Origin of the sequence: Streptomyces sp. NBC_00582, from assembly GCF_036345155.1 — a bacterium.
Classification (GTDB): domain Bacteria; phylum Actinomycetota; class Actinomycetes; order Streptomycetales; family Streptomycetaceae; genus Streptomyces.
In genome coordinates, this window is the sequence record NZ_CP107772.1 from 1,032,718 (window position 1) to 1,057,820 (window position 25,103).

The following is a 25,103-nucleotide window of genomic DNA, read 5'->3' on the forward strand; positions in this document are numbered from 1 at the left end:
GGAGGTGATCACCATGACGGACACCACCAGCATCGGCTCGCCCATCCGCCCGGATGCGGGCGGGGGCACTCTCAAGGGCCGTACGGCGGCCGACACCCCGGCGGGGATACGCGGCAGGACGAGGATCGCGGACGGCGTCGTGGCCAAGATCGCGGGCATGGCCACCCGCGAGATACCGGGCATCCACCGTCTGGGCGCCGGCATGGCACGTGCCGTGGGCGCCGTGCGGGAACGTGTCCCCGGCACCTCGGGCGGAAGCGTCACCAGCGGCGTGAAGGTCGAGGTGGGCGAGCGCCAGGCAGCCGTCGACCTGGACGTCGTCGTCGAATACGGCACGTCCATCGCCGAGGTCACCGGTGAGGCGCGCACCAACGTCATCGGCGCCGTGGAACGGATGACGGGCCTGGAGGTCGTCGAGGTGAACATCGCCGTGAACGACGTCCACCTCCCCGACGAGGAGGAATCGAAGCCGGAGGAAGACCGCGTGAGATAGCCCCCGGGCACCTCTGCTGCCCCGCCGCCCGCGAAGACATGGCGTTCTTCGAGACCCCTTCCTGGGTCCGGGGTACCTGCTCGCGGCAGGGCGGGCCGACGGTTCGGTCGGGCTGTGGGACCTCGCGTCGCGGGAACATGTGGGTGACCTGACGGGGCACGACGGTTTCGTGTGGACCCTGTGCGAGGTCCCCGACGGCGACCGGGCGCTCCTCGCGTCGGCCCGACGGGACGCCGGGCGGACGTGGACGGGCGCATCCTCGTCGTCGCCGGCGGGGACGGGCCAGGCACCCTGGTCCGGGACCCGTCCACCGGCGCACGCTCCACGTCCTCGGCCACGACCTCGCCGGTCTGCTCGGCGGCACGGCCGGGTACGCGGCGTCTGCCAGGACTCGGACGGACACGGCGGCTCCCTCGTCGTCACCGTGGGGTAGGACGACGGACCCCGGGTGTGGGACAGCGCAAGCGAACTCGACGCCTGGGCGACTGTGCGACGTGGCGAGGAGGCGGTGGGCCTCCTCGGTCCACGTCTCCGAGCTGGGCGCGTGGTGCCAGCGCCCGGCGGTGCCCGGCCGGTCGGGGGCGCCCGTCGCACCGTATGCGAGCAGGTGCACGCTCCTGCCCGCCCCGGCGGTCGCGCTCACCTGTTCCATGAACGCGGGCATCGCTCGGGGGTCGGCCACCAAGGTGCCAGGCACCAATCCGATCGCCTACGCCGTGGCGCGCGCCGACGCGCGGCCGTTCGTCGTCCGACCGCGTCCGGGCCGACCGGCTCCTCGCCGCGACCCGTCGGCGAAGAAGGGCCGCGCCGGTGTCAGGCGAGCGCGAAGGAGCGCTTGGCGAAGCCCATCATGAAACCGTCGATGGCCGTGCGGGCGGGCTGTTCGGCGTTGTCGGCGCTGCCGAGGGTGATGAAGATCGGCAGGAAGTGGTCGGGGGTGGGGTGCGCGAAGGGCATGCCCGGCGCACGGGTGGCGTAGGCGGCGAGTTCGTCGACGTCACCGCGCGCGAGGGCGTCGGCGGCCCAGGCGTCGAAGTCGGACGACCAGGCGGGGACGGCGCCTTCGAACATCTCCCGGGTGACGAAGGGCAGCCCGTGGGTCATGAAGCCCGAGCCGATGACGAGGACGCCCTCCTCGCGCAGCGAGGTGAGACGCCGCCCCATGTCCATGAGACGCCCGGGGTCGTGGGAGGGCATGGACATCTGCAGGACGGGGATGTCACCGAGGGGGTACATCGCCATGAGCGGCACCCAGGCCCCGTGGTCCAGGCCGCGGCGGGTGTGCTGGTGGAGAGGTACACCGTCGGGCATGGTCGCCGCGACACGGTGGGCGAGCGCGGTCGCGTCGGGGGTGTCGTACCGCATCCGGTAGTAGCGCGGATGGAAGCCGCCGAAGTCGTAGACCAGCGGGGTGCCCGCGGCTGAGGCGGAGACGGCGAGCGGGGCGTCCTCCCAGTGCGCGGAGACGATCAGGATCGCCGTGGGCTTCGGCAGGGACTGCGCCCAGTCGAACAGCTGCCGCAGCCAGGGGCCGTCGTCGAAGAGCGGGGGTGCGCCGTGGCTGAGGTAGAGAGCGGGAAGCGGACCGTCGGCCGGCGTCCATGCCCGCTGCGCGCGGGCCCGGGGCAGCGCCCCGGTCAGGAAGGCGTCATAGGCGCCGCCGGGTGTCTCGGGGTCGAGGATGGATCGCACGGGGTGCCTTTCCGGTGGGGAGGGAGGGGGTCGGGGTCGCCGGACGCGGCCGGAGTCGGAGTCGGAGTCGCCGATCACCGGTCGTACGCCGGGCCGGGCGCCGTCGGTGTCCGTCAGCCACCCGGGCAGAATCCCTCGGGGCTGATGGTGGTGTTGATACGGCGTCCCGCCTCCCGCACCTGCTTCTGCTGAGCCTTGGTGAGCGGGTCGAAGACCAGGCGGCGCACCTCGGCGACATGGCCCGGGGCGGTGGCGACGACCTTGTCCCAGCCGGCGTCGGTGAGGGTGGCCAGGGTGTAACGGCCGTCGTCGGGATCGGGGGTACGGCGCACCCACCCCTGCTTCTCCAGCCGCTTGACGGTGTGGGACAGCCGGGAGAGCGAGGCGACGGCGAATTGGGCCAGCACGCTCATCCGCAGCGTGCGCTCCGGCGTCATGGAGAGCCCCGCGAGCACCTGGTACTCGAAGTGACTGATCCCGGCGTCACGCTGGAGCTGGGCGTCCAGCGCGCCCGGAAGCTGGATGAGCAGCCCGGCCAACGCCCTCCAGGTGTCCTGCTCCTCGTCGTCGAGCCAGTGGGGCTCATCAGCGCTCATACGACGAGCATAACTTGAAGCATCAAGTCATTGGACAACGATGACAGACGGGAAGTCGCGCTCACCGAATCGTCGACGAGGCCGCCCTCGCGGAGGAGACCGGCGTCGATGGGGGCGCGGCTCCTTCACCGAGTCGTTCCCCTGGTTGGGCTACGAACGCGCCGAGTACGACGTGCTTGAACGGCTCAGGCGTCGTCGGCCGCGTGGACACGGCGGCCTTCGACGAAGGTCTGCAGGACGCGGGTGGCGGCGATCTCCCCGGGTGGGTGGGCGAACGGGTCACGGTCGAGGACGACCAGATCGGCCGACTTGCCCACGGCGATACTGCCGGTGATGTCGTCGAGGTGGTTCACATGGGCGCTGCCGGCCGTGTACGCGGCGATGGCCGCGCCCAGGTCGAGGCGCTGCTCCGGGACGAAGACCGGGGTGCCCTCGGGGGCGTCCGGTGCGGTCCGGTTGACGGCGACATGGATCGCCTGGAAAGGGTCGGGGCTGCTCACGGGCCAGTCGCTGCCGGCGGCCATGGTCGCTCCCGCGCGCAGCAGGTCGGCGAAGGGGTACTGCCGTGTGCCGCGTTCGGCGCCGAGGAACGGCAGGGTCAGTTCGTCCATCTGCGGTTCGTGCGCGGCCCACAGCATCTGCAGGTTGGCGCCGGCGCCCAGGGCGCCGAACCGGGGTACGTCGTCCGGATGGACGATCTGCAGATGCGCCAGGTGGTGGCGGGTGTCGCGCCAGCCGTTGGCGGCACGCGCGGCCTCGACGGCGTCCAGCGCCTCGCGCACGGCCCGGTCGCCGAGCGCGTGGAAGTGGACCTGGAAGCCGGAGGCGTCGAGCTCGGTGACGTACTTCCTCAGCTCCTGCGGCGCGACGAAGCTGATACCGCTGTTGTCCGAGGCACAGCCGCACCCGGTCAGATAGGGGTCGAGCAGGGCGGCGGTGTGGTTCTCGGCGATGCCGTCCTGCATGATCTTCACCGTGCCCGCGCGGAACCGGCCGACGCTCAACTGCTCCCGCCGGGCCACGAGTTCGGGGATCTGCTCGGCGCCGCGCTCCCGGTCCCACCACAGCGCGCCGACCACCCGGGCGGTGAGGAGACCCCGTTGCTGGGCCTCTCGGTAGGCGGGCGCAGGATCGGTCATGTTGGCGTACGCGCCGACGATCGCGTCCTGCCAGGCGGTGACCCCGTTCGCGTGCAGCACGGCCTGGGCCCGCAGCAGGGCGGCCAGTTGTTCCTCGGCAGTGGGGTCCGGCACCAGCCGGCCCACGAGATGGACGGCGCCCTCCTGGAGCATGCCGGTGGGGTTGCCGTCGGCGTCGCGCTCGATCCGGCCGTCGGCGGGATCGGGGGTACGGGCGTCGATGCCGGCGCGCTCCAGCGCTCGGCTGTTGACCCAGGCGCCGTGGTGGTCGCGGTTGGGCAGGAAGACCGGACGGTCCGGCACGATCGCGTCGAGAGCGGCGGCGGTGGGAGAACCTCCGGGAAACGCCTCCAGGGACCAGCCGCCGCCGGTGATCCACTCGACGTCCGGGTTGTGGTCGGCGTACTCGCGGATCCGCCGCAGATATCCGGCGGGGTCGACGATGTCGGCCAGATGACACAGGCCGAGTTCCAGGCCGGCGCCCTGCGGGTGGACATGGGCGTCCTGGAAACCGGGCAGCAGCAGCCTTCCGGCGAGGTCCACGACCTCGGTGCGCGGGCCGATCAACTCGTGCACCTCGTCGTGGCCGACGGCGACGATCCGCCCGCCGCGCACCGCCACGCTCGTGGCTCGGCTGCGGGCGGGATCGACGGTGTGCACGGGGCCGCCCGTGAGGACGAGATCGGCCGGCTCCGTGACCCGGTGATGCGACATGGGGGTGAACTCCATGGAGAGGATGGGCGGGGGATCAGACCGTCGTGCGGTCCATGGGGAGGGTGAGGGAATCGGCGTCGGTGCCCTCCCCCGTCGTGAAGTACGGCGAGTGCCGGACGTACTTGGCCACGGCCGCCATCCCGAGGCCGGTCAGCACGATCACGGTGGGCAGCGAGAACATGAACCAGCCGTTGTCCGGGGTCAGGGCGAAGTGATCGCTCATGGTCAGATACGAGTAGCCGAGGTAGCCGCCGAGGCCCAGCAGCGTCAGGCCGGACACGGCGGGCACGGCGACGGCGAGCAGCGCCTCGCGTGCTCCTTCGCGCAGGGCGGAGCGGAAGCGCACGGCGGCGGCGAGTGCGGTGAGGCCGTAGTAGAGGGCGACGATCAGGCCGATGGCGTTGACGGCGGCCAGCAGCATGTCGCTGAGCCTGGGGATGGCGACGGCGAGCAGGGCGATCACGGCGGCGATGGACATCACGACGACCGTGCCGGCGGCGGGGGTGCCGTAGCGGGGGTGGATCCGGGTCCACAGCCGGCCCATGGTGCGGTCGCGGCCCATGGCGTACAGGCCGCGTGCCGTGGGGATCAGGGTGGCCTGCACGGAGGCGACGGCGGAGAACATCAGCGCGACCAGGGGCAGGGTGGCCCAGGGCTCGGAGGCCAGCTTCTCCCCGAGGTAGGGCAGGGCCTGGGGGCCGTTGTGGACGAGTTCGCCCCAGCTCATCTCCCGCTGGAAGGAGACCGAGGCGAAGAGGAACAGGCCGAGCATGGCGAAGAGGGCGATGAGGCCGCCCCGGGCCGCGTCACCGGGGCTCTTCGTCTCCTCGTTGACGGCGAAGGCCGCGTCCCAGCCCCAGAAGAAGAACACCGCGAGGACCAGGCCCTGGGCGAAGGTCTTGCCGCTGGAGATCTCGAAGGGGTTGAACCAGGAGAGGGAGAAGGCGTGGTCCCCGGTGACCAGGGCCCAGCCGCAGAAGCCCAGCAGCACGGCGTACTCGAAGACCAGCAGGGCGAAGGAACCGGGTGGCGCCCCGCACCCCGGTGACGGCCAGGACGGTGAGGCCGAGGAGGATCACCAGCCCGACGGCGGTGGTGACCCCGGTGGACGTCGGGTCGAGGCCGATGCCGGCGAGGGTGTGCAGGCCGGCCTTGTTGGCGAAGACCAGCACCACCGAGCCCATGATCGCGCTGGTGTAGGCGCAGAAGATGATCGAGCCGACCAGGGTCACCCATCCGGTCAGGAAACCGGGCCACGGGCCCAGGGACTTGCCGACCCAGACGTAGCCGTTGCCCATGTTCGGTTCCGAGCGGTTCAGGCGGGCGTAGGCGAGGGCGATGCCGAGCACGGGCAGGAACGCCAGCAGCAGGAGCGCCGGGGCCTGGAGGCCCACGACGGAGGCGATGGTGCCCATGCCGATGGCGATGCTGGTGGTGGCCGCGGTGCTGGAGGCGGCGATGGCGACACCGTCGACGACGCCGAGGGAACGGCGCAGGGCGGGGCCCGGTCCGGCGGGCGGGTGGGGCGGGGGCGGCGCGGATGACATGAGGGCTCCTCGGAGAAGGAGAGAGGTCTGGGGTGAGCCGTGTGGGAATGCGATGGAACAGCCGGCGTCCGCATTGGGTCAACCCTGTTGACGTAAGGCTGTCGGGGACCGTTCACTGAGCGTGCTTCGAATGCGCCGCGCCCGTGCTTCGAATGTGCTCGCCGACGTGGAGTGAGAGGAACCCGGTCATGTCCACTCGTGTCCCGCAGGAACGCCGACGCCGGCGGCCCACCCGCTCCGGGGTCCTGCTGTCGGAGGACCTGATCGTGGAGACCGCCCTGCGGCTGATCGGCGAACACGGCCCCGCGGCGCTGAGCGTGCGCCGGCTCGGCGCGGCGCTGGGGTGCGACCCGACCGCGTTCTACCGCTACTTCCACGACACCGACGACCTGGTGCTCGCGGTCGCCGACCGGATCATCGGCGACGCGATGGCGGGGTTCGTCCCCGGGGACGACTGGGTGGCCTCGCTGCGCGAGATGGCCCGGCGGGTCCGGGCAGGCTATCTCGCCCATCCCCGGGCGGCCGCCATGGCGGCGCACCGGGTGACCCGGCGCACCAGCGAGATCCAGGCGGTGGAGACGGGGATCGGCCTGCTGCTGTCGGCGGGCTTCGAGCCGGCCGCCGCCGTGCGGCTCTACCTGGCCTTCATCGACACCGTCCTCAGCCACGCGGCCACGGACGCGGCGTTCCAGGCACTCCCCCGCCAGCAGCGCGAGGCCGATCAGCGGGGATGGCGGGACGTCTACCAGGACCTGGCCCCGGAGGCGTACCCGGCCCTCACCGCCGTACGCCCCGAGCTGCCCGGGATGGCGGACAGCTCCTTCGAGACGGCGGTGGAACTCCTGCTGGAAGCACTGGTGGCCCGCGCGCCGGCCACCGGGCGGGGAGACGGCCGCCGGCCTTGACGGGCCGGCTCGACGACACATCGAGGGGCGCTGCGCGAGTCCGGGGTACGGCGCGTGGGCCGGGTCGTCGCCGAGCGCGGCCCGGCATCGGGGTGTGCGGCGTGGCCCGAGGTGAGATGGAGCTGTTCGGCGAGCGCCTCGGGGTCCTGTCGATGCCCAGGCGGCGCCCGGACGGGCCGGCGCGGCATGACGGCGGCCCGGCCCCGGGGTGCGGGGCCGGGCCTGGATGCGGCTCAGGTCGCGGCGCTCAGCCTTGGCGGGCCTTGTTGCGGGGGTTCTTCTTGTTGATGACGAAGATCACGCCCCGGCGGCGCACCACCTGCGCCCCGGGCTGGGCCTTCAGTGAGCGCAGGGACTTGCGTACCTTCATGACTGTCTCCTTCTCCGCCTCGGGGGCCGGGCCCCGGTCAGCCGCGAGGCCTGGCCGTGGAGCGGCCGTAGCGCCGCTCGAAGCGAGCCACCCTGCCCGCGGTGTCCGTGACACGTGCGGTGCGCGTGTAGAACGGGTGACTCGCCGACGAGGTCTCGACGTCGATCAGCGGGTAGGCGTTGCCGTCCTCCCACTCGATCGTCCGGGTCGACCGGACGGTCGAGGGGATCAGCAGGGCCGTGCCCGCGGCGCGGTCGCGGAAGACGACCGGCCTGGTCTCGGGATGAATACCGTGCTTCATGGGGTTTTCCTTCTCGTCGCCGTCCAGCGGGGCGGCGACTGGTTCAGCGTTCCTCGCGGAAGAGGACGTGCTTCCCGGCGACCGGGTCGTACTTGCGCAGGACGAGCCGGTCGGGGTCGTTGAGTCGGTTCTTGCGTGTCACATAGGTGGCGCCGGTTCCGGCCGTGGACCTCAGCTTCACGACGGGACGTGCGGTGGTGCGCGCCATGGTCTTCTCCCTTCACCTCCACACCCGGCGATTGTCCCGGGCATGTCAGTCATGCGGTGTAACGCCGGACCCCCGACCCGCATTCCCGCTTCGGCGATACCGCCATCACTTCCAGGCCGAGGTAGTAGTCGGGGTCGGCGGTGGTGACCACGACCGTGGTGAGTTCCTTGCCGCTGTCGATGACGTCCGCCAGGACCCGGTGCTGTTCGGCCAGGGTGAACCGACCGTCCACCAGCAGGGCTTCGTGCTCGCCGGTGACCAGGACGGACGACTTGTGCAGGCCGGTGTCGCCGGCGGTGTGGACGGCGTACGTCAGGCTGGACGGCATGGGGTACCGCCTTTCAGGGTGGTTGCGGGGGGTGTGGTTTCAGGCGGCCGTGGTGGCGGTCAGGTGCCGGTCGAGGGCGCGGGTGAGCACGTCGGCGGAGGCGGTCGGTGCCGTGTGCGGTGTGCACCAGTAGCGCCGGATAGGAGTCGACGCCCAGACGGCGGACCTCGACGGCATCGGCGGAGTCCATCACGACGGCGCCGTCCGCCAGCGCGGCACGGTAGCCGTCGCCGAAGCTCACGCCGGTCAGGTGCGCGATGCGCTCGTTGGCACCCGGGATGTGCGGGTAGGCCGACACCGGCAACGCGCGCGGGCCGGTGAACAGGCCGCCGGACAGCACCCGCAGCTCGATCCGGTCCGCGTTGGCGGCGGCGAACTCGCGCAGGGCCGGGCCGAAGCCGTAGCACCAGCCGCACTAGGCGTCGAAGGCGTAGGTCGGTCGAGTGCGCTCCACCGAGCTCATCACGTGTCGTCCTTTCCGGATTCCGTCACCCGGCCCCCTGTACCGGCCGGGCTGACACGCTCAAAGCCATGGTCAGGGCGGAGTCGTTCTTGGATACGCAGACGACGAACCATGTGGAAATCTGACACCCGATGCGCGCCGACCTCCCACGGCGCTTCCGGACGGGGCGCGCGTCCGCCGGACCGCTTCCCGGCTGCGGGCGGCCGCCTCCCCCGCCCCTCATGCCTCTCGGTCGTACTCCGACGCGTCCGGCCCGAGGCGGAGAAGCACGGCGGTGTCGGGTCGGGGCAGGCTGACGGTGAGCTGCCCGTCGGTGGGCGACCAGTCCGTCTCGGCCTCGGCGGAGGCCGGGTACAGCACCTCGGGACGCAGAGGGGTGCCGCGCAGGTGGGGGATCGTCAGTGTGCGGGCCCGGTCGTCGGTTCCGTGCCGCTGCCCGCCGCCCGGGGCGTCGCCGGCCGCAGCCCGGCGCCACAGGACGAGCCAGGTGGCGGTGGTGCCGCGGCGGCCGTACGCGATCCAGCCGTCCTCCCACGAGGGCAACCCCAGCGGCCAGAACGGCAGGCCCGTCGCGATCTCCGAACGGATCGCCTTGTAGACGGAGATGCCCGTGCGGACGAGTTCGAACTGCTCGGGGCTCATGCGATCGAGGAACCCGGAGAGGTGGACACGGCCGGTCATCGCGCCGGTGACCGAGAAGGCGATCTCGTCCGTGCTGAAGTGCGGCTGGGGGTAGGCCCAGACGGCGGCCTGCTCGGGGGCGACCGCCGTGGCGGCCGCGGCCGCGATCGGCGGACAGCGCAGGGGGTCCTGCTGGTCGCTGGTGGACTGGAGCTGGGTGACGGCGAGTTGGGCGTAGTCCATGCGCAGGCCACCCGAGGCGCAGTTCTCCAGGACGAGCCCGGGGTGCCGGTCGAGGAGGGAGCCGAGCCAGTCGAGGTAGGCGCGGTGGTGCCCGAGCAGTCCGGCGCCGGCGCTCTCCGTGCCGCATTCCGTGCCGGGACCGATGTTGATGTTGTAGTCGAGCTTGAGATAGCCCACGCCCCACTCCCCCACGATCCGGTCCACGACCCGGTCGAGGTGGGCCCTGGCCGCGGGGTGACGCAGGTCCAGGTGGTGGCGGCCGTGTTCGGAGACACGGACCCCGCCCCGACGGAAGAACGCCTCGGGCGGCAGGGTCCGGGCCAAGGGGCTGCGGACGCCGACCACTTCCGGCTCCAGCCACAGGCCCGGTGTCATCCCGTGCTCCCGGATGGCGTCCAGCACCTCGTGGATGCCGCCGGGGAAGCGGCTGCCCGAGGCCTCCCAGGCGCCCACCGCGTCCCACCAGCCCTCAGCGTCGTCGTCGTACCAGCCGGCGTCGATGACGAACACCTCGGCACCGGCGGCCGCCGCCGCCGTGACGAGCGGCCTGAGCTTGTCGGTGGTGGGGTCGCCCATCAGCGTGTTCATGTAGTCGTTGTAGATCACCGGGAGGGCCGTGTGGTCCCGGTGCGGGCGGCGAATGCGTCTGCGGTAGGCGGTGAGTTCACCGAACGCGGCGTCCAGGCCGCCGGTCCCGACGCCGACGAGGACGGCGGGAACGGTGGTGAACTCCTCGCCGGGCTCAAGGGTCGTACGCCATTGGTGGTGGGCGTCGTCGGGTCCGAACAGAGCGACGTACGCGGCGCCTTCCCGCTCGCCCGTCTCGTAGCGCCAGCCCGCGCCGGACTCGATCTGCCAGAGCCAGGCGCGCCCGGTGGGATCGGTGAGCGCGGCGATCGGCAGATGCCGTCCCGTGGACCAGCTTCCCTGCGAGTGGCGCTCGAAGCAGCCGCGCCCCTCGTGGCCGTGGGCGGACCGGTTCAGGGCGACGACCTGCTCGCGGAAGGATGCCTGCCGCCAACGGCATTCGGCGAGCCAGTCGTTGTCCGCCCAGTGGAGGGTCAGGCCGCCGAGAGCGCCCTCGGCGACACCGCCGAGCGTCAGGCTCGACACGCTCTCGACGCGCAGCGGGGCGGCTCCCTCGTTGACCAGACGCACCCGGGAGCGGAGGAAGCGGGCGCCGGGGCGGGTCCGCAGACTCACCTCGGCGGCGAGGCCGGTCCTGGGGTCCGAGAGCCGGATCGTCGTGCACCGCCAGTCCCCGTCCCGGGCCGTCTCGTGGCCGCGGTAGGTCAGGCGGCCGCCGATCGCCGTGTCGATGAAACGTTCCCCCGACCAGGTGCGGCCGTGTCCGGTGGCGGTGACCTCGACCAGGGGGAGCAGACGGTCCCCCTCCTGGCCGGGCGCTCCGAGTCGTACCGCACCGGCGGCGTCCACGACGGCCCGCAGTCCCAGGGCCTCGTGGGACCAGAGGAGCGATCTCTCGGCGGCTTCGACGGCAGGGGTCAACGCGGTTTCCCTTCGGTGGGGTTGTGATCACTACCCCGGTCCGGCGGACACCTCACCTCGTGACCCCGCCGCAGGGGCACACGGTTCACCGCCCGCCGACCGGCCCGCCGAAATTCCTCCTGACATCCACGTTTCGAAACCGCGCGAATGGAAACATCTAGACATCTAGATTTATTCAGGACATTTGGCGCAAAAACGAAGGCACAGTGCATGTCTCGCTCAGTCACCGGCGGAGAGCTGGTCGTACGGATGCTGGAGAGTCTGGGCGTCCGCACCATCTTCGGCGTGCCCGGTGGTCAGACGCTCGCCGTCACGGACGCGATCCTCGCCTCCCCGACGATCGGGTTCGTCACCGCCCGGCACGAGAACGCGGCCGCCGTCATGGCGGACGCCTACGGTCGCCTGACCGGGACGCCCGGGGTCTGCCTGGCGACGACCGGTCCGGGTGCCACCAACCTGCTCACCGGTATCGGCGGAGCCCTGCGGGACTCCAGCCCGGTGCTGGTACTGACCTGCAACAACGCCGGTGAGAACATCCACCGCGACGACGCCCAGAACGCCGACCACGTGGAGCTCTTCCGCCCGCTGACCAAGTACAGCCGACTGGTCGCGCACCCGGGCGCACTGGGTCAGGCGGTGGAAGAGGCGTATCTGAACGCGATGTCCGGCAACCCCGGGCCCGCCCATCTGGACCTCGCCCGCGACACCATCGAGGGGCCGGTGGCCGACGGGGACGCGGTCGTCCCCGCGGGCGAGCACCCGATGTGCCGATGGGTGGTCCAGCGTCCCCGCGCCGACGTCCGCGCGCTGGCCGAGGTCGCCGCGCGGCTCGCGCAGGCCGAGCGGCCGGTGCTGTGGCTCGGCAACGGCTGCAACCGTTCCGGCGCGGGCGAGGCCGCTCTGGCGCTGGCCGAGTCCCTGCGGATACCGGTGATCACGACGTTCAACGGCATCGGCACCGTGCCGACCACGCATCCCCTCGTCTTCGGAGCCCTGAGCCGGATGGGCACACGGCTGTCCAGCCGGGTCATGGCCGACGCCGATCTGGTGCTGGCCGTGGGCAACAGTCTGAACGCCGTCTCGACCGGCCGGTGGCGCATGGACCTGCCGCATGTGATCCAGATCGACGTCGATCCGGCGATGCTGGGCCGCTACTACGGCCGTAGGACGACCGGTGTCGTGGCGGACGCCCGGGCCACGCTGGAGGAACTCCGCGCTCTGCTGGCCGACCGGGCCGAGGCGCTCTCGGCGCGGCGCACCTCCTGGACGGCCGAGCTGCAGCGGGCCGAAGAGCTGTGGTGGCGGGAGTCGGAGGGCTCCGAAGCGGCCGAGGGAGGGGACGGACCGTCACCGGCGGAGGTCGTACGGCGGCTGCGGGACGCCGCCCCCGACGAGACGCTGCTCGTGCCGGACGCCGGGAACCCGGGGGTGTGGTCGTACCTGTGGCAGATCCGCCGGCCGGGCAGCTACATCAAGCCGGTGGGGTTCGGGAACATGGGCTTCGCCGTCCCCGCCGCCGTCGCGGCCGTGGTGGCCGAGCCCCGACGACCCGTGCTGGTCCTGGTCGGTGACGGTTCGCTCGGTATGAGTCTGGCCGAGCTGGAGACGCTGGTGCGCGTCGGCGGCCCGGTCGCGGTCGTCGTCCTCGACGACACCGGCTACGGCAACATCCGCCAGGAACAGATCGTCCACTACGACAACCGCACCATCGGGGTGGACTTCGGGCCGTCCGACTACGCCCGCGTCGCCCGTGGCATGGGCCTGCCGGCCGAGCGGACCGGCAGCCTGGACGAGCTCTGCAAGCGGGTCGCGGACACCCTCGAAGGCTCCTCGCCCGCCCTCTTCGACGTCCCCATCGACCGCGGCGTCAACGCCTGGACGTATCCCGCCTTCCGCCCCTACGAACCGGAGGAGGGCTGATCATGACCGCCGCCACCGGACCCGCCACCGGCACCGGCACTCCCGGAGCGCTGGAGGGCTTCCGCGTACTGGATCTGTCGCGGTTCATCGCCGGCCCCCTGTGCTGCCAGATCCTCGGCGACATGGGCGCCGAGGTGATCAAGGTGGAACGGCCCAGCGGCGAGGACGCCCGCAAGCACGCGCCGTTCCACCGACGGCACAGCGTCTACACGATGGTCTACAACCGCAACAAGTACGGGGCCACGCTCGACACCCGGCACGCCGAGGCGCGGGCGCTGCTGGAGGACCTCGTACGGCGCAGCGACATCGTGGTGGAGAACTACCGTCCCGGGACCATGGAGGCGATGGGCCTGCCCTACCGGCGGCTGGAGGAGATCCGTCCAGGGATCATCCTGGTGTCCATCTCCGGCTTCGGACAGACCGGGCCGCTGGCGCGCCGCGCCCTGTTCGACGCCGTCGCCCAGGCGACGTCCGGGCTGATGAGCCTCACCGGCCCCCCGGACGGCGAGCCCACCCTGACCGGTACGTACCTCGCCGACCACATCGCCGGATTCCACGGCGCCATGGGGGCGATGCTCGCTCTGCTCCACCGGGAGCGCACCGGGCAGGGCCAGCATGTCGACGTGGCGTCCCTGGACGCGCTGTTCGCCTCCCTGGGCACCCGGCCCAGTGCCTACGCCATGCTGGGCGAGCATCCGCGGCGCAACGGTTCGCGCGATCTGCTCACCGGCCCGGCCAACGTCTTCCCCACCGCCGACGGCTATGTCTACATCCATGCCGGGACCGACCCGCTCTTCCCCCGGCTGTGCCGGGCGATCGGACGCCAGGACCTCGCCGAGAACGAGAGGTTCTCCTCGGTGCCGGGCCGTATGGCGCACATCGAGGAGCTGGAGGACGCCGTCGCCGCCTGGACCAAGAGCCGTCCCTGCGACGAGATCGCGGAGGTCCTGGAGACGGCCGGCGTCCCGTTCGGGAAGGTCAGCGAGATCCCCGAGGTGGTCGAATCCGAGCAGATCAAGGCGCGGGAGATGATGCTCGACGTCGAGCATCCCGTCCTGGGCGCGCTGCGTCTGCCCGGCATCCCCATCAAACTGGACGCCTCTCCCGGCTCGGTGCGCAAGGCGCCACCCCTGGTGGGCGAGGACAACGACCACGTCTACGGACGGCTGCTGGGCCGGTCCGCGCAGGAGATCGCCCGACTGAAGTCGCTGGGGGTGATCTGAGTGACCGTCACCGCGCACCGCCGCACCGGCCTTCGCGTGGACCCCTCCGCGCTGGCCCTGGCGGGTGAGGGCCGGGTCTTCGACCTGTCCTCCGGGTGGTGGCCGGGCATGCCCCTGGCCCCCGGTCATCCGCCGTTCCAGGTCCTCACCTTCAGGACGCCGGCAGGGGAACGCGCCCAGGGCGCCCGCGGCGAACTGGAGTTCCTCCGGGACAACGCCTCCCGGTTCGGCTTCATCTCCGAGATCCTCTCGTTCTGCGCCCACTCAGGGACGCACATCGACGCGCTGGCGCACATCACGTCCGGTGAGAACGACGAGTGGTACGGGGGCTACTCCGCGCGCGACCACCTCGGCGACTACGGCCCCCTCACCCATGACGCGTCGACGCTGCCGCCGTTGGTGTGCAGGGGCGTCCTCGTGGACGCGCCCGGTGCGCTGGGCCGCGAGACGCTCGAACCCCACCAGCCCGTGGACGCCGAGCTGATCTCCCTGGCTCTGGCACGACAGAAGGTGCGGCTCCGTGAGGGCGATGTCGTCCTGCTGCGCACCGGGACCATGAAGCACTGGCCGGACACCCGGGCGATGACCGCCGTCCAGGGCGCCGGGCTCGATCTCGAGGGCGCCCGGTTGTTGGCGCGGAGCGGACCGGCGGCCGTCGGCGGCGACACCGCGGCCGTCGAGGTCCAGCCGTCCGGCGTCGACGGCGAACCCCAGCCGGTCCATCGTCTGCTGATCCGCGACCTCGGTATCCCCCTCATGGAATGGGTCCACCTCGAGGAACTCGCCGCCGCCGCGGTCCACGAGTTCCTGCTGCTCTGCCTTCCGCTTCCCATCACCGGAGCGACCGGCTCGCCCGTGCGGCCCGTCGCCCTCGCCTGATCCGCCCTGTCCGTCGCAGGAGACACCATGTACACAACACGCGGACAACGCGCTCGCCGCTCCCTCCTGGCTCTTCCGGTCGCCGCGGTCCTCGCCGTCGGCACCGCGTGCGCCGGCGCCCACAACTCCTCCGGTGACGGCTCCGACGCCCGCAACGCCGCCGCCGTACGCGGTCTGCCCGCCGACCAGTGGGACGACCTGCACCGCTCGGCGACCACCGAATCACCGTCGACCTTCCAGGGGCCGACCGCGTCGGTCACCCCTCCGAAGAACCTGAAGGTCGCCGCCATCACCTGTCTGAGCATCCTGAGCGGCTGTGTGTCACCCGCCACGGGTGCCGAGCAGGCGGCGAAGAAGCTCGGCTGGCAGGTCAGGGTCTTCGACGGCGGGGGCACCCCCGACAAGCAGAACGCCCAGATGCTCAACGCCCTGTCCTGGGGCGCCGACATCATCCTGAACATCGCCATCGACCCCAACGCGGTGCAGGACGGGCTGAGGGCGGCGCAGCGGGCGGACGTCCCGGTGGGCGCCGGATCCAACGGTCTGGACACCCCGAACCCGCCCGTGAAACCGCCGTCGGGCAAGCTCGGTTACGCGTTCGACGTGGCCCCCGACTACGCGGCGCTCGGGCAGAAGGCCGCGGAATGGGTACGGGCCGACTCCGAGGGCAAGGCCAACATCGTCGTCTACTCCGACAAGGAGTTCCCGTCCGTGCTGGCCCTGCAGAAGGGCCTGCTGGCCGGGCTGGACAAGTGCGACGACTGCACGGTGCAGCCGCTGCGGTACTTCACCGGCAACCAGGTGGCCCAGGTGCTGCCGCAGTCGGTCGTCAGCTATCTGCGTTCGAACCCGGACGTGGATTACGTGTTCATCCCGTACGACCCGGCAGCGGCTGCGGTCGTGCCCGCGATCGCACAGGCCGGCCTCGGCAACAAGGTCCGCCTGATCAGCGTGCTCGGCAGCCAGGAGAACCTGAACTTCGTGCGCAAGGGACAGGTCCAGGTCGCCGACGCGGCCTACGACAACCTGTACATGGGGTACGCGATGCTCGACCAGACCTCGCGGCTGCTGACCAAGAAGCCGCTGGCGCAGCCGCACGGCGAGAACCTGCCGTACGTCGTGCTGGACAAGACCAACGTGCCCGAGGCCGGCTCCGACTGGCACGCCTCCTTCGACTACCCGGGCGACTTCGACGCACTGTGGAAGTGACCTCCGATGACTGCTGCCCTGCACGGCGTGACCAAGCGGTTCGGGACCTTCGCGGCACTGCGCGCGGTCTCCCTGTCCGTCGAGGACGGTGAGATCCACGCCCTGCTGGGCGCGAACGGCAGCGGCAAGTCCACCCTGGTGCGCACCATGACGGGGGTGTACGTCCCCGACGCCGGGCGGATCCTGATCGACGACCGGGACGTCACCGCCGGATGGAGTCCGGCCGCCGCGGCGGCCGCCGGGGTGCGGGTGGTGCACCAGGAGGCCCCGCTGGTGGACCGGCTGTCGATCGCCGAGAACGTGGCGCTGTTCGCCGGTTACCCGCGCGGCGCGCTCGGCCGGATCGCCTGGCGCCGACTGCGCGCCGACACCCAACGGCTGCTCGACGACCTGTCCATCGAGCGGCGCAGCCGGGAACTGGCCGGGCGCCTCAGCGGTGCCGAGCGGGCGATGCTGACCGTCGAGCTCGCCGTGCGCACCGCGGGCGAGAATCTGCGGCTGCTGGTTCTCGACGAGGCCACCGCGGCCCTGCCGGAGGCCGAGGCCGAGCCGTTCCTGCGGCACGTCCGCGGCATCGCCGACCGCGGTCTGCCGGTCCTCGCCGTCACCCACCGGCTGGCCGAACTGGCGTACGCGGACCGGGTCAGCGTCCTCGACGCCGGCCACCTCGTGATCGAGGGACCGGTGAGCAAGGTGGAGCGTTCCGACATCGTACGGGTCATGCGGGGCACCGCCCCCGCGTCCACCGCGGCCCACGCGACGAACGGCGCGCGGCGCACCGGACCCGCCGTGCGCGCGACGGGCATCACGGCCCTGTGGGAGCGCGAGGCCGGCGGGCGCGACGCCGCACCGCCGCAGCGGTCCGCGACCGGCCCGGTGCTCCGGGTGCGGGACCTGCGCGGGCAGGACGTCGACGGGCTCGACCTCGCCGTCGCACGGGGTGAGATCGTCGGTGTCGTCGGGGTGCGCGGCAGCGGACTGGAGGAACTGCCCCGCCTGCTCACCGGGGCCGAACAGCGCCGAGGCGGCACCATCGAGGTCGCCGGCCATCGGTTGCCCCGCGTGCTGGCGCCGCGGGTGGCCATCCGCCACGGTGTGGTGCTGCTGCCCGCGGACCGGCTCCGCGAGGGCGGCTTCCCCACCCTGCCGGTCACCGAGAACGTGATCCTGCCCGAGGCCCGCAGGTTCTGGCACCGGCGGGCCCAGGTGCGTACGGCGGTCCGGCGGGTCATCTCCTACCTCGATGTGCGGCCCACCGAGCCGGCGACCGTCTTCGGCCGGCTGTCCGGCGGCAACCAGCAGAAGGTCATCCTGGGCCGGCTGCTGCGCATGCGTCCACGCGTCCTGGTCCTCGCCGACCCCACCTACGGTGTGGACCCCGCCGCCCGCGAGGTGATGTTCGACGCCATCCGTGACGCCGGAGCCGGGGGCATCGCCGTCCTGATGACCTCCACCGAACCGGAGCAGATGGCGGGTTTGTGCGACCGGGTCCTGGTGCTGCGCGACGGGCGCGTCACCGAGGAGATCTCCGCTCGCACCATGACCGCCGAGAACCTCATGACGAAGGCCATGTGATGACCGACAAGACCATGTCCCACGTCGACGCACCGGCGTCGGCCCCCACCCCACGGGAGCGCCTGTCCCCCGGCCGGGTGCTCTCCTGGGTGAGCGGCTACGAGACCCTCGTGCTGCTCGCCCTGCTCGTCGTCGCCTTCAGCCTCGCCTCCGACCGCTTCCTGACAGCCGCCAACCTGCAGAACGTGGCGCTCGTGCAGGCCGTCACGGCGACCATGACCCTTGCCGTCCTGATGCCGCTGATCATCGGGGAGTTCGACCTGTCCGTCGGCTACCTCATCGGGTTCCTGGTGATGCTCGAGGCCGTCGTGGCCCAGCACACCTCCAATCCGGTGCTCATCATGGCCGCGGGCCCGGTCGTCGGACTGCTCGTGGGGCTCGTCAACGGGTTGCTGACGGTGTACTTCAAGATCAGTTCCTTCATCGCGACCCTCGGCGTCGGCATCCTGCTCAGCGGCGGCACGCAGGGCATCAGCAACGGCAAGGTCATCTTCGAGAACATCCCCTCCTCGCTGACGTCGCTCGCGTCCGACGACTTCCTGGGCCTGTCGCTCGCGGTGTGGCTGACCCTGCTGCTCGCCCTGATCCTCTTCTACATCCTGGAGCACACCCCGCAGGGCCGCTTCTGGTACGCCATCGGCGGCTCCGAGCGTGTCGCCTACCTCGCCGGGGTCCGCACCAACCGCATGCGGATGACCGCCTTCGCGGCCGCGGGGCTGATCGTGGGCATCGCGGCCAACTTCGCCCTCGCGCAGGCCGGTTCGGCCAACCCGGGCTACGGTCCCGAACTGCTGCTGCCCGCCTACGCCGCGGCGTTCCTCGGGGTGGCCACCTACCGGCCCGGCTACTACAACGTCCTGGGCGCCCTGGTCGCGATCATCCTGCTGGCCATCGGCTTCAACGGACTGAGCCTGCTGGGCGTGCCGTTCTGGGTGCAGCCCATCTTCAACGGAAGCGTGCTGATCATCGCCGTCCTGGTCGCGCGGCAGGAGACCCGCCAGGTACGGACGGGATGACCCGGTCCGACCGGCCACGAGGAGGACCGTATGCGGACACAGTCGACGGGACGGACCCCCACGACCGCCCGGGTGCTGGACGAGTTGTTCGCCGGCGCCCGGCTGGTGGACCTCAGCCGCACCCTGGAAGAAGGCATGCCCACCTATCCCACGCACGCCAAGTACTTCCAGAACCGATGGCTGTCGATGGGTGACGTCGCCCGGATGAACCAACTCGTGCTCGGTGAGCACACCGGCACCCATGTCGACAGCCCCTGCCACTTCCCCGTCGAGGGACCGCACGCCGGCGTCGGCGTCGAGGAGCTTCCCCTCACCGCGCTCACCGGCCGCTGTGCGACCGTCACCCCGGATCCGCCGCCCGCACCCGACGAGATGGTCGGCCCCGGGCCCCTGCTCGACTGGGAGGCGCACCACGGACCGCTGCTCGCCGGGGACGTCGTCCTGATGAACTTCCAATGGGGTGCCACCCGTTGGGGGCTGCACGAGGCGGGTTTCGCCCATCTGCGGGAGTGGCCGGGCATCGCGCGCGAGACGGCCGAACTGCTGCGCGAGCGGGACGTGCGGGCGGTGGGCACCGACTGCGTCAGCCTCGACAGCGGCGACGGCGGGCGCGGCGAGTTGCCGGCGCACTTCGTCCTGCTGACCGCGGGGGTGCTCATCATCGAGAACCTCGCCCATCTCGACCTGCTGCCGCCGCTGTGCTTCTTCCTCGCGTTCCCGCTGCGCATCGCGCACGGCACCGGCTCACCGCTGCGCGCGGTGGCCGTCCTGGACGGAGCACGGGCATGACCACGCACAAGACGGCGGTCCTGGGCCGGAACCTCACCGATCCCTCCCGCGCGGCCCGGGAGGAGGACCTCGAAGCGGGCCTGAGGCCGCCGGTCTTCGACGGCATCGTCGTCCCCGAGGACTTCGGCCCGGTCGACCTGCTGGTGGACGATCTGAAGATCAAGCGGTTCGCGTTCTCCCAGGACGACCACGGTGACTGGTTCCTGCGCGCCGGTCCCGACGGCCCGCGCATCGGCCACGCCGGACTGCTCGCCAACGACCTGCTCCAGCTCTTCACCCTGAGATTCGCCGCCAGTCAGGTGGTGGGGCTGCACACGGAGGAGGAGCTGTGGTTCGACCGGCCCGTCCTGCTCGGGCAGCGGGTACGGCTCGCCGGCCGCTATGTGGAGAAGTACGAGCGCCGGGGGCAGGGCTACGTCGTGATGGAGGCCGACGCCCGGGACGAGGACGGGCGCACGCTGGTCCGTCACCGGGGCGTGGAGATCATGCGGACCACGCCGGGAGAGGTGGCCGGCCGCGGCTCGGCGGGCCGCGGTTCCGGTCGCCGGGTCAGCGACGTGTACGACGCCGCGCTGCCGCTCGTCGAAAGCCTGGGCGGAGCCGCGACACCCGGAGCGGGGCTGGAGCCGCTGCCCAAGGAAATCACGTTCGAGCAGATGGCGGTGTTCTCCCGGACCGGCGAGTTCGTCACCAACATCCACAACGACCTCGCCACTGCGCGCGCCGGGGGCCTGGCCGTACCGATCGTCCAGGGGCAGCAACTCGTGTGCTACCTGGCCGAGTTGCTCACCCGTGCGTTCGGCGTCGAGTGGTTCACCACCGGCTGGCTGCGGGTGAAGTTCCTGCGGCCGGTGAGCGCCTTCGACCGTGTCGAGGCGGCGGGCGCGGTACGGGAGGTGCGGCGTGACGGTGATCGGACGCGCATCGGTCTGGACGTGTGGGTGCGGCGAGGTGACGGGAGTCTGGCAGCCGTCGGCTGGGCCCACGGGGAAGTGCCCAGCGACCGGCCCGTCCGTGGCATTCTGCCGTTCACGGACTCCGCATAACCGGCAGATCCGACACATGAGTCGTATCCGGTACATCCGATGAAGGAGAGACCGCATGGTGCGCGTGCCCATGTACGAGGTGATCTACCGCGACCTCGACCGGCAGATCTCCCGAGGCACCCTCAAGCCCGGTGACCGGCTGCCGTCCGAGGGAGAGATCGCGGACCACTACGGCGTGAGCAGGATGACGGTGCGTCAGGCGGTGGGCCGTCTCACCGACGAACGGCGACTGGTCCGGCGCCGCGGCGCCGGCACCTTCGTGTCCGACCGTCCCACCACCCCCCGCAAGGTCCACGCCCTCGGCCCCTTCAGCGAGGAGATCGGCCGCGACGACACCGCCATCGCCACCCGCGTCCATGCCCAACAGGTCGCCGAGCCGCCCGAGCAGGTCACCGACCGGCTCGGCATCAAGCCCCGGCAGAAGGTCATCCGGGTGCTGCGGGTGCGCCTCGTCGAGGACCGGCCGGCCGCGATCCAGGACTCCTGGATCCCCTACGCGCTGGCTCCCGCACTCGCCCAGGAGGAGCTGCTCGGCGGCTCCCTCTACCGGACCCTGGCCGACCGTTTCGGGATCAGGCTGACCTGGGCCGAGCAGGAGGTGTCGGCGGCCGCGGCCAGCTCCGAACAGGCCGCCCTGCTCCAGGTGCACCCCGGCGCCCCGCTGATCGCCATCACCCGGCTCACCCACAGCGACGGGGACGGGCCGGTGGAGTTCGCGCAGAGCTGGACCCGCCCCGAATTCCCCCTGTTCATCAGGCTCGAGAGGTGACGGACGATGACGAGCGGCGCTGTCGTGTGTGCCGTCGACATCGGCACCTCGGCCGTCCGGGCCGCCCTGGTCACCCGTGGCGGGCGGCGGCTGGTGGAGGCCCGCAGCGGGCGCGGCCCCGACGAAGGCGCCGAGACCTTCGACGCCGAACTCCTGTGGGAGGGGCTCTGCGACGTCCTGCGCCGGCTCTCCGCCGAGGGCCCCCGCGCGGACGTGCGGTGCCTGGCCATCGCGGGACACGTGGGCCAGGTCCCGGTCGACGAGCGGGGCCGCCCGCTGGGCAGGGCAGGCGGCTGGGCCGACTCCCGGGGCGTCCACGAGCTCGCGCACGGATGGCCCGACCCGGCCGACGCCCTGCGGGTGACCGGGCGCCCCGCCGTGACGGGGGGCGCGGTGCCCCTGCTGTGCCGGCTGAGGGAGGAGGAGCCCGTACTGCACGAGCGGACCCGCTGGGTGCTCGCCCCCAAGGACTTCCTGGTGCTGCGTCTCACCGGCGCGGCCGCCACCGACCCGACCAGCGCGGCGTACACCCTGGGCAGCGATGTCACCCGGCGGGCCTGGGACCCGGCGCTCCTCGCCGTCACGGGCAAGGGGACCCGGCACTTCCCTCCGCAGCACGCCGCGACCGACATCGTCGGTGCGGTCACCCCACCGGCCGCCGAGGCGACCGGTCTCCCGGCCGGCCTGCCGGTGGCCGCGGGAGGTCCCGACGGTACGGTCGGAGCCGCCGCCGTGGCCGGCGGTGCGGTCGGCGCCGTCGTGGACGTCGCCGGCACGACCGATGTGCTGACCCGCGTGATCGCCTCCCCCGACGAACGTCCCGCCGCAGCGGTCCTCAACCCCTACCTCACCCCCGATCTGTGGACCTGCGGCGGCGCGACGGGGATGACCGGCGGAGCACTGGCCCACTGGGTCCGCCTCCTGGGACTCGGCGACCCCGCGACCGCTCTACGACGGCTCGAGCCCACGCTGCGCGCCCTCCCGCCCGGCAGCGACGGGCTGTCCCTGTCCCCCCTGCTCACCGGCAGCCGCTTCCCCGGCTGGAACCCGAACGAGCGGGGCAGGCTCTGGGGCCTGGGCGAACACCACACACCCGCCCATGTCCTGCACGCCGCCCAGGAAGCCGCCTCCTACGTCGTACGCCAAGCCGTGGACACCCTCATGGCCGACCTCGCCCACGACAGCGCCGTCGTCCTGACCGGGGGGCCGTCGCGTTCACCGGCGCTGGCCCAACTGCGGGCCGACGTCCTGGGCCGGCCGGTACTCGCCGCCACCGAGGCGGACGCCACCCTGCACGGCGCCGCCCTCCTCGCCCTCGTGGCCGCCGGACTGGAGCCGGACCTGCCGACGGCCCAGGCCCACACGGCACCGCGGCTGCACCGGTACACCCCTCGGGACGCGATCGCCGCATCCTACGAACGGCTCTACCGGGAATGGCTGGGGGCCATGGGCTGCATGAGCTGAGAGGTCGCTCGTGGGCGGGCCCGCACCAAAACGGGTGCGTCCGCGTCGCCGCGGGCCGCCTACCGATCGGCCGGCGTGATCCTGCGGCCGGTGAGGCTCGTGGGTCGGATCGACACCCACATCTCGCGTTCACCCCCCGACCAGGGGGTGGTGTGGGCCCGCTCGCTCAGTCTGCGCACGGCGTCGGGTGCGGTGACGACGCTCGCGAAACCGACGGCGAGCACGCTCCAGCCCTGGCCCAGGGCGTCGTCCACGCGGTCGACCTCGAAGGCGACCTCCGTTCCGACGGCCGCCGCGGGCAGCGAGTCGGGGGCGGTCCGGAAGGCGATGGTGTCGTCGACGACCTCGTAGTTGACCGGGACGACCGCCGGGCGGCCGTCGGAGGCGGAGACCGCGACGCGGCCGACACCGTGGGTGGACAGCAGGCTGCGGCATTCCTCCTCCCCGAGGTCCCGCAGCCGGGGGTGCACCAGCGCGTGGCCCTGACCGGGCGGCAGGTCGGCTCCCCCGCCGAGCAGAGCGGCGGTGGTGGTGCCGAGGGCGTCCGCCAGCCGGATGAGAGCGGCCACACTCGGGTCGGCGGGGTGCTCCTCCAGATACGCCAGGTAGTCGGGCGACATCCGGGCCCGCCGGGCCGTCTCCTCCCGGCCGAGTCCTTGCCTGCGGCGTTCGACGGCCACGCGCCGGCCGAGGTCGCCCGCGTGGGACGCGCCGGCCGACGGGCCCTCCACGGGAGGAGCCTCCGCCTCGTCCTGCGACGGTGGCCCGCGGTGTTCGAGAGGGTGGATGTGCGCGTCGGGCCCGGGGAACACCAGTGTCACCTCGTCCGTGTCCGACCAGCGCACGTCGTACGGCGGCGTTCCGTCCGTGTGGTGGAGTCCCACGATCTCGCCGTCGCGCCGGGCGGTGCCGGACTTCGTGCTGTCGATGACGAGTTGGTCGCCCAGATGAGCTCGCATGATGGCCGCCTTTCCCTCGCGGTGAACCGCCTCCCGGGGCTCCGCCGCACCGCGCGGAGGCGGCGTCCCCGGAAGCGGTGCTGAGATGCGGCGCGCAGGGGATTGCGGTACTCCTCGGATGAGAGAACGCGCCGCCCGCGGCATGTCGGCGAGGTCCTGGCCCCGCACTCCACCGGACTCGTTCACCGTCGTTCACCGTCATCTCCAGCTTCGTACGAGACGGAGGCCGCCGCCATGCAACCAGCGATCACCGTGGGCCTCGACGGCTCACCCGAGAGTCTTGCCGCCGCCCGCTGGGCCGCCGACGAGGCCGAGAAGCGCAAGCTCACCCTGCGGCTGCTGCACGCGTGGCCGTTGCTGGCGCCGGAGCCGGCCCGGGTGGCTTCGGAGGTCGACCAGAACTACTGGGCGAAGCGCCTGGTCCACACCGCGCAGGCGGAGCTGGGGGCACACCATCCGGGCCTCGCCGTCGTCGGGAATCTGGTCGCCGACGACGCCCAGGAGGCCTTGCTCCACGCGTCCGCGGAGTCCGAGATGCTCGTGCTCGGGTCACGGGGGCTGGAGTCCGTGGAGAGCTACTTCATGGGCGACGTCAGCATGCCGGTCGTGGCACGGGCCGAGCGCCCGGTCGTGCTGGTGCGCGCGGAACCGCGGGGAGAGACGCCGTCCCCCGCACCCCCGCGTCGCGTGGTCGTGGCGTTGAAACTGCGCGGTTCCTCCGACGACCTGCTCGACTTCGCCTTCCACAGCGCCGCGGCCCGGGGCGTCCCGCTCCTGGCCGTCCACGGGCGCAGCGTGCCGCTCCACGCCCGCACGCCCTGGGGCGTGGACCACCACGTCGGTGAGGAGATGACGAACGACGCGCGCAAGGAGCTGGGCAAGGCCCTCCGTCCTTGGCGCGAGAAGTATCCGCAGGTGGGGGTGGCCGACAGCGTCCGTCTCGCAAGCCCCGCCAAGGCCGTCGTGGAGGCCGCCGAGGGCGCCGCGCTGCTGGTCGTGGGCCGACGTGCCCACCGTCACGGTCTGGCGCCCCACCTGGGACCCGTCGCCCACGCCGCCCTCCATCACGGGCGCTGCCCCGTCGCCGTGGTCCCCCATGACTGATTCCGGCCCATCGGGGAGGCA

General features: G+C 72.1%; 23 protein-coding genes and 1 pseudogene. 13 read left to right on the forward strand and 11 right to left on the reverse strand.

Annotated elements, in window-relative coordinates; all coding sequences use genetic code 11:
* Positions 1–13: 13 nt before the first annotated feature.
* Positions 14–493, forward strand: coding sequence for an Asp23/Gls24 family envelope stress response protein (locus tag OG852_RS04090; RefSeq protein WP_133916131.1), 480 nt, complete (start codon positions 14–16; stop codon positions 491–493).
* Between the two features lie 813 nt (positions 494–1,306).
* Here OG852_RS04090 and OG852_RS04095 read toward each other — a convergent pair.
* From OG852_RS04095 to OG852_RS04110, 4 genes and pseudogenes are all read right to left on the reverse strand, one after another.
* On the reverse strand, positions 1,307–2,185 hold the full coding sequence (locus tag OG852_RS04095; protein WP_133916132.1) for a dioxygenase family protein: 879 nt from the start codon (positions 2,183–2,185) through the stop codon (positions 1,307–1,309).
* Positions 2,186–2,298: 113 nt separating this feature from the next.
* Complete coding sequence (locus tag OG852_RS04100; RefSeq protein WP_133916133.1) at positions 2,299–2,781, reverse strand: MarR family winged helix-turn-helix transcriptional regulator; 483 nt, start codon at positions 2,779–2,781, stop codon at positions 2,299–2,301.
* Positions 2,782–2,966: 185 nt separating this feature from the next.
* Entirely contained in the window at positions 2,967–4,634 is a 1,668-nt protein-coding gene (locus OG852_RS04105; RefSeq protein WP_330347108.1) for an amidohydrolase, read from the reverse strand.
* Positions 4,635–4,668: 34 nt separating this feature from the next.
* Positions 4,669–6,181, reverse strand: a pseudogene (locus OG852_RS04110) (APC family permease).
* 188 nt (positions 6,182–6,369) lie between these two features.
* Here OG852_RS04110 and OG852_RS04115 point away from each other — a divergent pair.
* Positions 6,370–7,086, forward strand: coding sequence for a TetR/AcrR family transcriptional regulator (locus tag OG852_RS04115; RefSeq protein ID WP_330347109.1), 717 nt, complete (start codon positions 6,370–6,372; stop codon positions 7,084–7,086).
* A gap of 247 nt (positions 7,087–7,333) precedes the next feature.
* On the opposite strand, the gene ykgO is transcribed toward OG852_RS04115, so the two are convergent.
* The 6 genes from ykgO to OG852_RS04145 form a co-directional block, all read right to left on the reverse strand.
* Positions 7,334–7,456, reverse strand: coding sequence for a type B 50S ribosomal protein L36 (ykgO, locus tag OG852_RS04120; protein ID WP_133916136.1), 123 nt, complete (start codon positions 7,454–7,456; stop codon positions 7,334–7,336).
* Positions 7,457–7,493: 37 nt separating this feature from the next.
* Positions 7,494–7,757, reverse strand: coding sequence for a type B 50S ribosomal protein L31 (locus OG852_RS04125; protein WP_330347110.1), 264 nt, complete (start codon positions 7,755–7,757; stop codon positions 7,494–7,496).
* Positions 7,758–7,800: 43 nt separating this feature from the next.
* The gene (gene rpmG, locus OG852_RS04130) at positions 7,801–7,965 is read right to left on the reverse strand and encodes a 50S ribosomal protein L33 (RefSeq protein ID WP_133916138.1); all 165 of its coding nucleotides are present in this window, start codon (positions 7,963–7,965) and stop codon (positions 7,801–7,803) included.
* Positions 7,966–8,014: 49 nt separating this feature from the next.
* Positions 8,015–8,293 (reverse strand): hypothetical protein, encoded by a 279-nt coding sequence (locus OG852_RS04135; RefSeq protein WP_208117302.1) that lies wholly within the window; start codon positions 8,291–8,293, stop codon positions 8,015–8,017.
* A 13-nt stretch (positions 8,294–8,306) separates the two neighbouring features.
* Positions 8,307–8,633, reverse strand: coding sequence for a hypothetical protein (locus OG852_RS04140; protein WP_330347111.1), 327 nt, complete (start codon positions 8,631–8,633; stop codon positions 8,307–8,309).
* 342 nt (positions 8,634–8,975) lie between these two features.
* Positions 8,976–11,129 carry an alpha-galactosidase gene (locus OG852_RS04145; RefSeq protein ID WP_330347112.1) on the reverse strand — a complete coding sequence of 718 codons (2,154 nt, stop codon included), beginning with the start codon at positions 11,127–11,129 and terminating at the stop codon, positions 8,976–8,978.
* 210 nt (positions 11,130–11,339) lie between these two features.
* Between OG852_RS04145 and OG852_RS04150 the strand changes: the two genes are divergently transcribed.
* Genes OG852_RS04150 through OG852_RS04195 form a run of 10 tightly spaced genes read left to right on the forward strand, consistent with a single transcriptional unit; the run spans position 11,340 to position 23,019 of the window.
* A complete protein-coding gene (locus OG852_RS04150; RefSeq protein ID WP_330347113.1) occupies positions 11,340–13,049 on the forward strand; it encodes a thiamine pyrophosphate-binding protein in 1,710 nt (569 codons plus the stop codon).
* Positions 13,050–13,051: 2 nt separating this feature from the next.
* Positions 13,052–14,272, forward strand: coding sequence for a CaiB/BaiF CoA transferase family protein (locus tag OG852_RS04155; protein ID WP_133916139.1), 1,221 nt, complete (start codon positions 13,052–13,054; stop codon positions 14,270–14,272).
* Positions 14,273–15,151 (forward strand): cyclase family protein, encoded by an 879-nt coding sequence (locus OG852_RS04160; protein WP_330347114.1) that lies wholly within the window; start codon positions 14,273–14,275, stop codon positions 15,149–15,151.
* 27 nt (positions 15,152–15,178) lie between these two features.
* Positions 15,179–16,360, forward strand: a complete 1,182-nt coding sequence (locus OG852_RS04165) for a sugar ABC transporter substrate-binding protein (RefSeq protein ID WP_133916140.1) — start codon at positions 15,179–15,181, stop codon at positions 16,358–16,360.
* A gap of 6 nt (positions 16,361–16,366) precedes the next feature.
* Positions 16,367–17,935: an ATP-binding cassette domain-containing protein gene (locus OG852_RS04170; RefSeq protein WP_133916141.1), complete on the forward strand. Its 1,569-nt coding sequence runs from the start codon at positions 16,367–16,369 to the stop codon at positions 17,933–17,935.
* Positions 17,935–18,951 carry an ABC transporter permease gene (locus OG852_RS04175; protein WP_133916142.1) on the forward strand — a complete coding sequence of 339 codons (1,017 nt, stop codon included), beginning with the start codon at positions 17,935–17,937 and terminating at the stop codon, positions 18,949–18,951. The genes OG852_RS04170 and OG852_RS04175 overlap by 1 nt, the downstream gene beginning before the upstream one ends.
* Positions 18,952–18,981: 30 nt before the next feature.
* Positions 18,982–19,740 (forward strand): cyclase family protein, encoded by a 759-nt coding sequence (locus OG852_RS04180; RefSeq protein WP_133916143.1) that lies wholly within the window; start codon positions 18,982–18,984, stop codon positions 19,738–19,740.
* Entirely contained in the window at positions 19,737–20,786 is a 1,050-nt protein-coding gene (locus OG852_RS04185) for a MaoC family dehydratase (RefSeq protein WP_133916144.1), read from the forward strand. The genes OG852_RS04180 and OG852_RS04185 overlap by 4 nt, the downstream gene beginning before the upstream one ends.
* A 55-nt stretch (positions 20,787–20,841) precedes the next feature.
* On the forward strand, positions 20,842–21,555 hold the full coding sequence (locus OG852_RS04190) for a GntR family transcriptional regulator (RefSeq protein WP_133916145.1): 714 nt from the start codon (positions 20,842–20,844) through the stop codon (positions 21,553–21,555).
* 6 nt (positions 21,556–21,561) lie between these two features.
* Positions 21,562–23,019, forward strand: a complete 1,458-nt coding sequence (locus OG852_RS04195) for a xylulokinase (RefSeq protein WP_133916146.1) — start codon at positions 21,562–21,564, stop codon at positions 23,017–23,019.
* Between the two features lie 59 nt (positions 23,020–23,078).
* Here the strand turns inward: OG852_RS04195 and OG852_RS04200 are convergent, their stop codons facing one another.
* Positions 23,079–23,978 (reverse strand): DUF1918 domain-containing protein, encoded by a 900-nt coding sequence (locus tag OG852_RS04200; RefSeq protein ID WP_133916147.1) that lies wholly within the window; start codon positions 23,976–23,978, stop codon positions 23,079–23,081.
* 234 nt (positions 23,979–24,212) lie between these two features.
* Between OG852_RS04200 and OG852_RS04205 the strand changes: the two genes are divergently transcribed.
* On the forward strand, positions 24,213–25,082 hold the full coding sequence (locus tag OG852_RS04205) for a universal stress protein (RefSeq protein ID WP_133916148.1): 870 nt from the start codon (positions 24,213–24,215) through the stop codon (positions 25,080–25,082).
* Positions 25,083–25,103: the final 21 nt, after the last annotated feature.